Below are 12,275 nucleotides of genomic sequence, written 5' to 3'. Positions count from 1 at the left end.
ACATTGCGTCCCGCTTCGCGCCACTCATTCCAGCTCCTGTGCCGCACGGATTTTTCGTCGGTCAGATTCGCTTTCCCATTCAACTGGTCCATTCTTGCAATTCTCTGTGCTGCTGATCGCTGCGGGAATTCCTTGATATGTGCCGCATCGAGGAAGGTTCCGCATGAACCGCACACGCACGAACGACCGCTTCACCCGCACCCGTAACGGCAGTGCCGAATCCGGAAGGGGCGGCAGCCGATTCGGTTCGTCGGCCCGGAGCCGCTCCGGCGGGCCGGGCCGTTCCGGTGGTTACGGCCGCCGGCCCGCCGCGGTCCAGGGGGAGTTCGCGCTGCCCAGGACGATCACTCCCGCGCTCCCCGCCGTGGAGGGCTTCGCCGATCTCGACATGCCCGGGGCGCTGCTGGGCGCGCTCAGCTCGCAAGGCGTGACCGTACCCTTCCCGATCCAGGCCGCGACCCTGCCGAATTCCCTCGCCGGCCGGGACGTACTGGGCCGTGGCCGCACCGGCTCCGGCAAGACCCTCGCCTTCGGGCTGGCGCTGCTGGCCCGTACGGCCGGGCAGCGCGCCGAGGCGAGGCAGCCGCTGGGGCTGATCCTCGTACCCACGCGTGAGCTGGCGCAGCAGGTCACCGACGCGCTCGCCCCGTACGCCCGCTCCGTGAGGCTGCGGCTGGCCACGGTGGTGGGCGGAATGTCGATCGGCCGACAGGCGAGCGCGCTGCGCGCTGGCGCCGAGATCATCGTCGCCACGCCGGGACGCCTCAAAGACCTCATCGACCGTGGCGACTGCCGACTGAACCAGGTTTCCATCACCGTCCTCGACGAGGCCGACCAGATGGCCGACATGGGCTTCATGCCGCAGGTCACCGCCCTCCTCGACCAGGTCCGCCCCGAAGGCCAGCGCATGCTGTTCTCCGCCACTCTCGACCGCAACGTCGACCTGCTCGTGCGCCGCTACCTCAGCGATCCCGTCGTGCACTCCGTCGACCCCTCGGCCGGCGCGGTCACGACGATGGAGCACCACGTGCTCCACATTCACGGCGCCGACAAGCACACGGCAACCACCCAGATCGCCGCACGCGACGGCCGCGTGATCATGTTCCTGGACACCAAGCACGCCGTCGACGGCCTCACCGAACACCTCCTGAACAGCGGGGTACGGGCCGCCGCCCTGCACGGCGGGAAGTCACAGCCCCAGCGCACCCGCACGCTGGCACAGTTCAAGACCGGACACGTCAACGTGTTGGTAGCGACCAACGTCGCGGCGCGCGGCATCCACGTCGACAACCTCGACCTCGTCGTCAACGTCGACCCGCCGACCGACCACAAGGACTACCTCCACCGCGGCGGCCGTACCGCCCGCGCAGGAGAGTCCGGCAGCGTCGTCACCCTGGTCACCCCCAACCAGCGCCGCGGCATGACCCGCCTCATGGCAGCGGCCGGCATCGTCCCGCAGACCACCCAGGTCCGCGCCGGCGAAGAGGCCCTGCACCGCATCACCGGCGCCCAGGCTCCCTCCGGCATCCCGGTCGTCATCACCGCACCGGTGGTCGAACGCCCCAAGAAGCGCGGCGCCACCTCACGCGGCCGACGCCGCCCCGTCTCGGCGGCCCGCCGCGCGCTCGTACGGCAGTCCACCGCCGGTGCGGCGGCATAGAACCTTCGTGTCAGGAAGCCCGCCCAACTTCGCAGGAGGCACCCTTTGACGCTGGACCAGACGCAGTTCCGCTCAACACGTACCAACGCCGTGCAGACGGCGGCCGATCCCGCGGACGCGGCCGGACCGCAGGTCTGGGAGGACATGACCGTGGAGGTGGCACTGTCCGTGATGGCCGCCGCCCGTACAGCTCAGCTGGTCGTCTGCGACGAGGACGGTATGTGCACCGGCCTGGTCACCTGGGACCGGCTCACGGCCGTTCGTGACGGTTCCGGATACACGGACCGGATCCGCCTGCGTGACATCGCCGACGTCATCGGGCCCTTCGCGTCGCCGCTGGCCACGAGGGCCGAAGCCGAGCGTGCGATGCGCTGCCGCCGGCTCGGGGCCCCGCCGGTGGTCGACGGACACGGCAACGCTCTGGGCGTCCTCGCCCTCTCTCGCTGAACCGCCGTCACCCCTACCCGGCCCCGTCTTCTCTTCTCCCTGGAGGCATCATGCGCTGTGTTATCGCTCGCTTCCCGTTCGACCTGACCAAGAGCGGCGTGGTGGAATCGATGAAGGACGGCACACCTGAGCTGGTCACCGGTGAGTTCGTCATCATCGGACGACGCCACTACCCCGCCAAGCAGGTCGGCCAGGTCGTCACCCGCCAGGACCGGCGCGATTTCAGCACCGGCGAAGTCCTCAGGGCCATGACCCAACTCGGCTTCACCTGCCGCACCCGCCCTACCGCCGCATCTGCGCCCCTGGCCGACCCGTACGGGCCGGCTTCCGCAACGCTCGGCACTCTGCCTGTCCGCCCGACTTACGGACAGGTGTGAGCCGAACAGAGCAGTGAGGCCCCACCGGCGTGGGCGAATTGCAGGGGTCGTAGCAACACTGCGGTGAGTTGATCAAGCCGCGAGCAGTGTAAACAGACGCTCGGCTGGGGTCTCCCAGTCGAGCGTTTTGCGTGGGCGCCTGTTGAGTTCGGTGGCGGCGGCGTCCAGGTCCTCGCGGGTGTGGCGGGATAGGTCGGTGCCCTTGGGGAAGCACTGCCGCAGCAGGCCGTTGGTGTTCCCGTTCGAGCCGCGCTGCCAGGGACTGGCCGGGTCGCAGAAGTGGACCGGGATGTCCGTGGTGATGGTGAAGGCGCGGTGGGAGGCCATCTCGATGCCCTGGTCCCAGGTCAGGGACCGCATCAGGTGAGGCGGGAGGGTCTGGACGGTGTCGGTGAGCGCGTTGCGGACAGCGGCGGCGCCGTGGTCGCGTGGGAGGTGCACGAGCATCAGGTAGCGGGTGCTGCGTTCGACCAGGGTGCCGATGGCGGAGCCGTTGTTCTTGCCGACGATCAGGTCGCCTTCCCGGTGGCCGGGGACAGCCCGGTCGGCGGCCTCGGCGGGCCGTTCGCTGATCATGACCATGGGGTGCACGAACCGCGATCGGCGGCCCGCCGAGTGCCGGTGCGGGCGGCGCATCGCGCGTCCGGTCCACAGGGCCCGGGGCAGCTCGCGCCTCAGTTCCCCGCGGCCTTGGACGTAAAGCGCCTGGTAGATCGTCTCGTGGACCACTTGCATCTCCGGCTGGTCGGGGAAACGTGCCCGTAGAGCGTGGCAGATCTGCTCCCGGCTCCACCGCCGGGTCACGTGGTCCTGGAGGAAGTCCCGCAGCCTGGGGTTCCGGCCGGTCTTGCCGGGCTTGGGGCGCGGTTCGCGGGCGTCCGCGCGGCGCTGGGCGGCGTGCGGATGGTAGGACCAGCCGCCGCCTGACATGAGCGCGTGGTTGCGGCGGATCGCCCGGCTCACGGTGGAGGGACTGCGGCCAGCTCGGCCGCGATGGCCCGGACGGACGCCTTCTCGCGGAGCCGGTCAGCGATGTGGATGCGGTCGGCCTCGGTGAGGTAGCGCGACGGGCCGACGGGTTCCGCAGGGCGAGCCGGGGGTTCGGGTGCTTGCCAGGGCAGCCCCGTGTCCACGATGGGCGGGGCTGCCCTGTACCTCGCGGATGCCTGCCGGCCGTAGAGCCGACGCTTGCCGGTGCGGCGGTTGATGCCGATGATCCGGCAAGCTTCCGTGTTCCCTATTCCAAGATCCACGAGCCGAAGGTATTCCTCCCGCTCAGGGTCCAACCTCCTGGGCCCCTGAGGCCGCAGATCCTTCCGGATCTCGAAGTCCATCGCACCCCTTGAACTGGGCTGTTGCGACGACCACTAGAACGGAAGCGTGCCGGTGGGGCCTCACTGTGTGCCGTGGGTCGGGGAGTCAGTGGTCGGAGTAGCTGAAGTCGCCCACGGTCCAGGCACTGACGTCCTCGATCGCGACGCGGTACATCCCGCCTGTCTCCGGGATCCCCACCGTACCCTGCAGGATCCGGGCGACATGGAAATGCAGATGCGTGGGCGGTCCGTCCTTCCTCGCGGGGGTGTCGAAGACGGCGGAGAACTCGCCCAGGTCGGCGGAGTCCGTCAGCACCTCGGACACCCTCTGCCTCCACATGGCTTCCGGAGCCAGCCGACCGGTGATGACAGCACCACTGGTGACCACGGTCAGGGACATCTGATTGCTCTGCCCGGACTCCACAAGGGCAGCTATCGCAACGAGCAGCTCGTCAAGCTTCGGCATGGGGTCGGATTCTATGCACCGGCCCGCCCGGGTGGCTTGGACGATGGCGCAACCGGGCGAGACGGGCGCATACGGCTCCCCTGGTGCCGCACTACAGGCCCGGGGGTGCGCATGTGCGGCGGCTGCGAGTCAGGGGCGTGCTTCGAGGCATTGGTCTGCTGCCGTTCGGCTGCCGCAGGTCTTCGATGAAGGCTTGTGCGGTATCGCGTGCGTCGGCAACGGCCGCGTGGAACAGGACAGATGTGGCGTTGACGGACATCGTGTTCATCAGGGTCACCCTCGTCTGCGGATCGTTCATCTCCGGCCCTTGCCTACCCGACCCTGCGCCCCGCCCGCCAACCCACCCGAGCCACCGTGCTCGCCGGAGGGGGCTGAGAATCGCGGTCGACGCGCCGCGCCGGTCGGCGCCGCCACGGGAAGCTCCGCGGGCGGCTCTGGGTCTCATCCGTGCGTCGGACCTGCGCCGCGGACAGCCCCCAGTATCCGCAGATCGGCTCAGCGGGAGACCTCATCGTCGAGCCGCAGCAAATCTATGCTCGCTGGAGTAGACATTCGATGTCTCAGTGATTATGGTTTCTTTCGTAGCCGAGATCGAGCAAGGCCCGGCAGACACGAACTGCCGGGCAGCAGTCCACGTATGACGGTGCGGTGGTGGAGTTCCGAAGCCAGGTTGTTGTACGACGGCGACGGGACTGACGACCGGACCGGGTGGCCTGAAGTGATGAGGGGCCGCCGTGAGCAGACCGCAGTTCACGCGGTTGCGGTACCAGTAGTACGCAGTCCCTGTTTGCAAGTGATTGGTTCCGAGGAAGAACGGAGGAGTCGAGCACCATCAGGATCGCCCGGGCGGAAGACGCGAGCCCGGGTACCGCAGGACATCGATAGGTAGGTGGTCTCCGGTCACGCATCCGCGATCCCCGCACCCCCGTCGGAGTATCAGGCGGCTGGGCGGAAACAGAAGGCCGGCGCAGCACTAGGGCCGGCAGATGGTGTTGCAGTTCCTTCGGGGCCTTGGTGCCAAACGGCACCAAGGCCCCTCTACCCGTTCCACAGAGAGGTGAGATGACAGCGGACGAGTCGCTAGGCCGTCTCGACGACGACGACTACCCCGCCTACACGATGGGCCGGGCCGCCGAGTTGCTCGGTACCACTCCCGGCTTTCTCCGCGCCATCGGCGAAGCGCGACTGATCACACCACTGCGCTCCGAGGGCGGACACCGCCGCTACTCCCGCTACCAGCTGCGCATCGCGGCCCGCGCGCGTGAGCTCGTCGACCAGGGCACCCCGGTCGAGGCCGCATGCCGGATCATCATCCTCGAAGACCAGCTCGAAGAAGCCCAGCGCATCAACGCCGAATACCGCCGCACCGGCGGATCGTCCAGTCCGTCGGCCGCAGCCTGAGGTGAGCGGGCCCGCCGGTATCGGCGGGCTATCACACCCGCGCGTGGCCGGGCTGCGGCGCGCAGAGATGATCCTCGTGTCCGAACGGCTCCCCCGTCAGTAGACGGCGAGGGAGATGGCGATGTAGTGCGCAGTGAAGGCCGCCACGGTCAAGGCGTGGAACACCTCGTGGAAGCCGAACCAGCGGGGCGAGGGGGCGGGGCGTTGGACGGCGTAGACCACCGCGCCCGCGCTGTAGAGGAGACCGCCGGTCACAGTCAGGGTGACCACGGCCGCACCGCCGGTGTGCAGGAAGTCAGGCAGGTAACGCACCGGTGCCCACCCCAGGGCCAGGTAGCAGGGGGTGTACAGCCAGCGGGAAGCGTTGACCCACAGCACGCGGAAGGCGATACCGGTCAGCGCGCCCGTCCATACGATCCACAGCAGCAGGTTTCGCCGGTCAGGAGGGAGGAGGAGCACGGCCGGAGGGGTGCAGGTCCCGGCGGTGATCAGGAAGATGTTGGCGTGATCGAGGCGACGCAGGACGGCCTCGCCCATCGGCCCCCAGGTACCCAGGTGGTAGACGGCGCTCGTCCCGAACAGCAGGCAGGCGGTGACGGAGTACACGGTGCAGGCCAGAGCCGCCTGCTGGGTACGAGCCAGGCAGACGAGGACGATGCCGGCGCTCACCGAGGCAGGGACCATCGCGGCATGGAGCCAGCCACGCAGCTTCGGCTTGACCGGCTCGACCAGGTCGGCCGCCCACTCGACCAGGTCGGCAACCGGGTGAAACTCCTCCCCGGCATTGCCATGATGTGATCCGCCGGGGATACCGGCTACGGCGTCCCCAGACACAACTTCCCGTCCTCTCCCGTTCTTCTGGGCATCATCGGCAACCATCCGATCGTGCTAAGGGCCTGCCTGCCCGTGACAGCGTCCGCCGAGGTCGGTCTCGCCACCAACTGGGCCTGCGGAAGCGTGTAAGCCGCCTAGCCATGGGAAGGACCAAGGTTCCCGAGCGCGCACGAACGCCTCACCGGCCCCCTCCAGGGCGTGTACGACCCCTCGGGGCACGGCGCCGCGCTGTTCGCGTTCTTCGCCGGCATGGCGGAGTCCGAGCGGGAGTACATCCGGGAGAAGCCCCTCGAAGGACAGGCGTCCGCCCGCGAGCGCGGCCGTCACGGCGGACGCCCGAAGGTCGTCGACGACGACATGGCCACCTACGCCCGTAGCCTGCGTGCCCACGGGGTGCCCGTGCCGCAGATCGCGAGCAAGCTCGTCATCACCTCGGGCAAGAACAAGGGCGAACACCCCTCGGTCGCCACCGTCTACCGCATCCTCGCCGAAGACGATGACGCATGACCCCTGGCCGGTGACCACCAAGCCGCCTGTCAGAATCGGGCCGGTGACCACTGCCGACGCCGCCCGCAGCACCCTGCTCCGCAGGGGCTTCGCCCTGGAGTACGCCACGCTCGCCTGGAACGTCGTCGGGATCGTGGTGCTCGCCCTCGCGGCGATCTCCGCCAGGTCCGTGGCGCTGGCCGGGTTCGGCCTGGACTCCCTGATCGAAATCGGTGCCTCAACCGTGGTGATCTGGGAACTGTCCGGGACCGGCGAGGCCCGCCAGTGCCGCGCGCTGAAGCTGATCGGTATCGGCTTCGCGCTCCTGGCCGTCTATCTGGTGGTGCAATCCACCTGGGTGCTGGCCGCCGACTACCGCCCCCACCACTCACCGCTGGGCATCGGATGGACGGCCATCACCGCGGCCGTGATGTTCGCCCTCGCTGCGGGCAAAGCCCGCACTGGCACCGCGCTGGACAACCCGGTCCTCAAGACCGAGGGCCGGGTGACACTCATCGACGGGCTGCTGGCCGCCGCAGTCCTGCTCGGCCTGGTCCTCAACGCCGCCTTCGGCTTCTGGTGGGCCGACCCCGCCGCGGGGTACGTGCTCGTCTACTACGCCATCCGCGAGGTACGGGAGATCTTCGCCGCCCAGCACTGACCAACCTCCCCCTCACCTACAAAGGCCGTCACGGCGGCACGGGGGAGGCCACCGGGAGGATCCACCCAGCGTAGAGCCTCACAGGCCCTACAAGCCCACCGACTTCAGCATGTTCAGCAGCACGTTCGAGTTCTCGATCGTGTTCTGAAGCGCCATCATCTCCACCTGCGGCGAGGGATCACTCTTCCGAGTGTATCTGCGGAAGAAGTCCAGGCACTGACCATGGAGAAAACCTGTCGTGACGACAGTAGACATTGGCCTGTCGCAGGGTTACTGTCTTTGTCGTACCCAGGAAGTCGAAGTGGGCACTGCAGACACGAACTGCCATGCCGGCAGGTCAAGCAGGACACGGCCCAAGAGGGTCGTGAGCAGTACCCGCGGTATTCAGCAGTACCACCGAGTAACCGAAGGTAAGGAGCGAGACACCATCAGGATCGCCCGGGCGAGGAAGCGGTCCGCCCGCGTACCGCAGGCCCCGGATTGGAAGGTGGTCCCCGGTCACGCATCCGCGATCCCCGCAGTCCCGCCCTCCCAGTCGGACCCTGCGGACGTACAAGGCCGGCGCAGTTCGCCGGTAGATGGTGTTGAAAGCTCGGGGCCCGGGTGCCAGTACGGCGCCCGGGCCCCCGACGCGTCCCCCGGAAGAAGAGGTCTATGCCCCCTGGCAGTTCCCGCGCCGTCACCCCTCTCGATGACGACGACTTCCCCGCCTACACCATGGGCCGGGCCGCCGACATGCTCGGCACCACCCCCGCCTTCCTGCGCGCCCTCGGCGAACACCGCCTGATCACACCTTTGCGCTCCGAAGGCGGCCACCGCCGCTACTCCCGCTACCAGCTGCGCATCGCTGCCCGTGCCCGCGAACTCGTCGACCAGGGCACCCCCATCGAAGCTGCCTGCCGCATCATCGTCCTCGAAGACCAACTCGAAGAAGCGCAGCGCATCAACGAGCAAATGCGCACACAAGGCCCCGAGCCGCAGTCGAAGACCTCAGCCTGACCGGACGCCGGCACGAAGACACGGACGACGCTCCCGGCCCGCCACCGACTGGACCCCACCATCGGCCCCTGAAACGAGCGCCCCTGACTCCCGCAGGGCAAGGACCCCGGCGATCACCACGCTGGGGTCCTTCTCTGTCCGAGACGGTTCCACCAGTCCCGGGCCGGAGCCCTGCCAGCACGCCGGTTGCCCATCGGCGGCCTGCCAGGCCCAGTGAGGCACGCGCCTGGCGTGTCGACGTCCGTGCCGTCCCGCGCGCCTGGACGATGGTTCTCATGCAGCCGCTGCCGGCTCCCTACCCCGCGGACCTCATTCCCGGCGCGACGGGCATGGCGGCCTTCGAAGCGGCGTACCGGCAGGCCAAGGAGCAGGACGCCGTCTTCGTCGCCATCGAGTCTCTGGGCGAGCACTGAACGGTGAAGGCCGACGTGATCACCGCCCCGCAGCACGCCGTCGCCGACTCGGTGTACGACGCCATCCGCGCCGCGGTCATCCAGATGATCCGCGCCGGCGAGATCCGCTCGGACTCCTCCGCGGGGCCGGTCTACTTCGTACTGCACGACGTGGCAGACGAGAGCCGGGCCCGCGAACTCGCAGCCGCCCTGCACGCCGCCCTGTACGGAAACCTGGCGCCGCTCGCCCGCGCGATGCCTACCGCATCCTGACCAGCCGCCTTCAGGACTCCAAGATCATCTCGTGGCGGCTTTTGAGCTCACCTTGGCTGGACCCCGCCTTGACCCCTCCCTGTCCGGCCGCCGGCGTCATCAGATCGTCCCCGGACACCGTTGTGGTGCCCCGACCCTGTCGGGAGGAGGTAATGGATCACCCTGTCCCGCTCTCCGGGTACCGTCACGGTATGAGTCATCCGCATCCCGAGCTGAAAGCCGCGCCGCCCCTTCCCGAAGGTGGGCTGCGGGTCATCGCCCTGGGCGGCCTGGGTGAGATCGGCCGCAACATGACCGTCTTCGAGCACGCGGGCAAGCTGCTCATCGTCGACTGCGGCGTGCTGTTCCCCGAGGAGACCCAGCCCGGGGTGGACGTGATCCTGCCGGACTTCACCTCGATCCGGGACCGGCTGGACGACATCGTCGCCGTGGTCCTCACCCACGGCCACGAGGACCACATCGGCGGCGTGCCGTACCTGCTGCGGGAGCGGTCCGACATTCCCGTCGTCGGCTCCAAGCTGACGCTGGCGTTCCTGGAGGCCAAGCTCAAGGAACACGGCATCCGGCCGCGGACGGTGCGGGTGCGGGAGGGCGACCGACGTGGCTTCGGGCCCTTCGACTGCGAGTTCGTGGCGGTCAACCACTCCATTCCCGACAGCCTCGCGGTCGCGATCCGTACCCGGGCCGGGATGGTGCTGCACACCGGCGACTTCAAGATGGACCAGTTCCCTCTCGACGACCGCATCACCGATCTGCGCGCCTTCGCCCGCCTCGGCGAGGAGGGCGTGGACCTGTTCCTCACCGACTCCACCAACGCCGAAGTACCCGGCTTCACCACCTCCGAGCGTGAGCTGAACCCGGCGATCGAGCAGGTGATGCGCACCGCGCCGCGCCGGGTCATCGTCTCCAGCTTCGCCAGCCACGTGCACCGCATCCAGCAGGTCCTGGACGCCGCCCACCAGCACGGCCGCAAGGTCGCCTTCGTCGGCCGGTCGATGGTCCGCAACATGGGCATCGCCCGTGACCTGGGCTATCTGAAGGTCCCCTCCGGTCTGGTCGTGAGCACGAAGGAGCTGGAGAAGCTCCCGGACCACAAGATCACTCTGGTGTGCACCGGCTCCCAGGGCGAACCGATGGCCGCGCTGTCACGGATGGCCAACCGCGACCACATGATCCGCATCGGCAAGGACGACACCGTCCTGCTCGCCAGCTCCCTCATCCCCGGCAACGAGAACGCCATCTACCGGGTGATCAACGGACTGACCCGGTGGGGCGCCCACGTGGTCCACAAGGGCAACGCCAAGGTGCACGTCTCCGGGCACGCCAGCGCCGGCGAACTCGTCTACTGCTACAACATCGTCAAGCCCCGCAACGTCATGCCCGTGCACGGTGAATGGCGCCACCTGCGGGCCAACGGCGACCTCGCCATCCGTACCGGTGTCGACCCCGAACGGGTCGTCATCGCCGAGGACGGCGTCGTCGTCGACCTGGTCGACGGGCGCGCCTCCATCACGGGCAAGGTCCCCGCCGGCAACGTCTACGTGGACGGCATGGAAGTCGGCGGCGCCACCGAAGCGTCCCTCAAGGACCGCCTCACCCTTGCCGCCGAAGGCGTGGTCACGGTGGTGGCGATCGTCGACGCGGACACCGGCGCGCTCGCCGAGGCCCCCGACTTCCTGGCCCGGGGCTTCGTGCACGACGACGCCACCTTCGAGCCGGTCATCCCCGTCATCGAGAAGACCCTGGCCACCGCGGCCGAGGAAGGTGTCGGGGACGCGCGCCAACTCGAACAACTCCTCGCCCGCGCCGTGGCGAACTGGGCGTTCCGCACCTACCGCCGCAAGCCCCTCATCATCCCCGTCATCATCGACGCCTGAGCAACAGCCCGGCAGGCGTCCGGGGTCGGACGCCGATGCGCACGAGGTGAAACGCAGCCGCTTCTCCCGGCCAAGGCGGTTGTTGTCAACGGCTGTTCACAGATGCCTGGTTCGAGGTGGTGACCGCACCTGGATCAGTGGAACGTTGCGGCGCCACGGAGCCTTCCGCGGGCTTGGACCTGGCCAGCCACAGGCCGGTGAACACGGCCGTGGCAAAAGTGACGGTGCCGGCAACGAGGAAGGCGCTGTTGAGGCCGGTCGCGAAGGAGGCGCCGCCGGATTGCCGGGTGCGGACGATGGCTCCGAGTACCGCCACGCCGAGCACCGCGCCGATCTGCCGGGTGGTGCTGCTGATGCCTGAGGCGAGGCCGCCTTCCTGCGGGCTGACTGCTTGGATGGCGGCGCCTGTCAGTGGGGGCAGGGCCAGTGCGAAGCCGATGCCGGCGAGTCCCAGCCGCCACCACACGTTTCCGTAGCCGGTGTCGGCGTGCACCATGCCGAGCGCTAGCAGTCCCAGGCCGGCCAGGGCCAGGCCGGTGGTGACCACGATTCGGAAGCCGTACCGGGCGGCGAGTCGGCCCGCGTGCGGGCTGACGATCACCATGGCGAGGGATACCGGCAGGGTCTGGCCGCGGTCAGCAGGGCCTGCGGGCTGGTGCCGACCTCCGCGCCGAACGCACCCGGCAACTGCAGTCCATGCTCGATCGCGCCCGCGACCGTGGCGAGCACGCACCCGACGCGTTCGAGGTGCTGGACCACATCCTGGCCCCGATGTATATCCGCGTCCTGTTCGGCATGGTCCCGCTCACCCCGGACTACATCGACGGGCTGGTCGACCGATTGCTGTGACCTCAACCCGGTTCCCGCGATCGGCCCTCGGACGCGGTGCCGGGGCTCCGCGAGGTGCTCGCCGACACGCGCCCGGTCGGCTCAGGCATCCGGCCCTTGGCCGGCTCACGCGGCCTGGCTGAATCCGTCGGTCGGCGGCCCGTCGCCGCGGATCAGAGTGAAGTCGACGTCCAGGTGCGGGTCGTAGGCGTCGATCCAGCTTGCGTATGCTCCGACGCACAAGAGTCGGCGTCGAATCAT

Annotated in this window: 12 protein-coding genes and 3 pseudogenes; 11 read left to right on the top strand and 4 right to left on the bottom strand. The window is 68.8% G+C overall.

Annotated features, from left to right (window positions below):
* Nucleotides 1-163 precede the first annotated feature (163 nt).
* The 3 genes from AB0L95_RS03065 to AB0L95_RS03055 are packed head-to-tail and all read left to right on the top strand — an operon-like array spanning nt 164 to nt 2,484.
* Nucleotides 164-1,660, top strand: a complete 1,497-nt coding sequence (locus AB0L95_RS03065) for a DEAD/DEAH box helicase (protein ID WP_365155912.1) — start codon at nt 164-166, stop codon at nt 1,658-1,660.
* 45 nt (nt 1,661-1,705) lie between these two features.
* Nucleotides 1,706-2,107, top strand: a complete 402-nt coding sequence (locus AB0L95_RS03060; protein WP_365155909.1) for a CBS domain-containing protein — start codon at nt 1,706-1,708, stop codon at nt 2,105-2,107.
* A 50-nt stretch (nt 2,108-2,157) separates the two neighbouring features.
* A complete protein-coding gene (locus AB0L95_RS03055; RefSeq protein WP_365155906.1) occupies nt 2,158-2,484 on the top strand; it encodes an SCO5918 family protein in 327 nt (108 codons plus the stop codon).
* A 72-nt stretch (nt 2,485-2,556) separates the two neighbouring features.
* Here AB0L95_RS03055 and AB0L95_RS03050 read toward each other — a convergent pair.
* Both AB0L95_RS03050 and AB0L95_RS03045 read right to left on the bottom strand, forming a co-directional pair.
* Nucleotides 2,557-3,818, bottom strand: a pseudogene (locus tag AB0L95_RS03050) (IS30 family transposase).
* Between the two features lie 85 nt (nt 3,819-3,903).
* The gene (locus tag AB0L95_RS03045; protein ID WP_352086624.1) at nt 3,904-4,263 is read right to left on the bottom strand and encodes a hypothetical protein; all 360 of its coding nucleotides are present in this window, start codon (nt 4,261-4,263) and stop codon (nt 3,904-3,906) included.
* Between the two features lie 1,062 nt (nt 4,264-5,325).
* On the opposite strand from AB0L95_RS03045, the gene AB0L95_RS03040 reads away from it, so the two are divergent.
* Nucleotides 5,326-5,664, top strand: a complete 339-nt coding sequence (locus AB0L95_RS03040) for a MerR family transcriptional regulator (protein WP_365155903.1) — start codon at nt 5,326-5,328, stop codon at nt 5,662-5,664.
* A 96-nt stretch (nt 5,665-5,760) separates the two neighbouring features.
* Here the strand turns inward: AB0L95_RS03040 and AB0L95_RS03035 are convergent, their stop codons facing one another.
* Nucleotides 5,761-6,498, bottom strand: coding sequence for a hemolysin III family protein (locus AB0L95_RS03035; protein WP_365155900.1), 738 nt, complete (start codon nt 6,496-6,498; stop codon nt 5,761-5,763).
* 198 nt (nt 6,499-6,696) lie between these two features.
* On the opposite strand from AB0L95_RS03035, the gene AB0L95_RS03030 reads away from it, so the two are divergent.
* The 6 genes from AB0L95_RS03030 (at nt 6,697) to AB0L95_RS03005 (ending at nt 11,186) form a co-directional block, all read left to right on the top strand.
* Entirely contained in the window at nt 6,697-7,005 is a 309-nt protein-coding gene (locus tag AB0L95_RS03030; protein ID WP_365155897.1) for a hypothetical protein, read from the top strand.
* Between the two features lie 43 nt (nt 7,006-7,048).
* Nucleotides 7,049-7,645: a cation transporter gene (locus AB0L95_RS03025; RefSeq protein ID WP_365155894.1), complete on the top strand. Its 597-nt coding sequence runs from the start codon at nt 7,049-7,051 to the stop codon at nt 7,643-7,645.
* A 654-nt stretch (nt 7,646-8,299) separates the two neighbouring features.
* On the top strand, nt 8,300-8,644 hold the full coding sequence (locus AB0L95_RS03020; protein WP_365155891.1) for a MerR family transcriptional regulator: 345 nt from the start codon (nt 8,300-8,302) through the stop codon (nt 8,642-8,644).
* 275 nt (nt 8,645-8,919) lie between these two features.
* On the top strand, nt 8,920-9,057 hold the full coding sequence (locus AB0L95_RS03015; protein WP_365155888.1) for a hypothetical protein: 138 nt from the start codon (nt 8,920-8,922) through the stop codon (nt 9,055-9,057).
* A gap of 3 nt (nt 9,058-9,060) precedes the next feature.
* Entirely contained in the window at nt 9,061-9,309 is a 249-nt protein-coding gene (locus AB0L95_RS03010) for a hypothetical protein (protein ID WP_365155886.1), read from the top strand.
* A gap of 191 nt (nt 9,310-9,500) precedes the next feature.
* Nucleotides 9,501-11,186 carry a ribonuclease J gene (locus AB0L95_RS03005; protein WP_365155883.1) on the top strand — a complete coding sequence of 562 codons (1,686 nt, stop codon included), beginning with the start codon at nt 9,501-9,503 and terminating at the stop codon, nt 11,184-11,186.
* A gap of 85 nt (nt 11,187-11,271) precedes the next feature.
* Here AB0L95_RS03005 and AB0L95_RS03000 read toward each other — a convergent pair.
* Nucleotides 11,272-11,814: pseudogene (locus AB0L95_RS03000) on the bottom strand (MFS transporter); the annotation flags it as partial.
* A 5-nt stretch (nt 11,815-11,819) separates the two neighbouring features.
* Between AB0L95_RS03000 and AB0L95_RS02995 the strand changes: the two are divergent.
* Nucleotides 11,820-12,035 (top strand): annotated as a pseudogene (locus tag AB0L95_RS02995) (TetR-like C-terminal domain-containing protein); the annotation flags it as partial.
* Nucleotides 12,036-12,275: the final 240 nt, after the last annotated feature.

The organism is Streptomyces sp. NPDC052036, assembly GCF_040680495.1.
Classification (GTDB): Bacteria; Actinomycetota; Actinomycetes; order Streptomycetales; family Streptomycetaceae; genus Streptomyces.
This window is presented reverse-complemented; position numbering and strand designations above follow the sequence as displayed.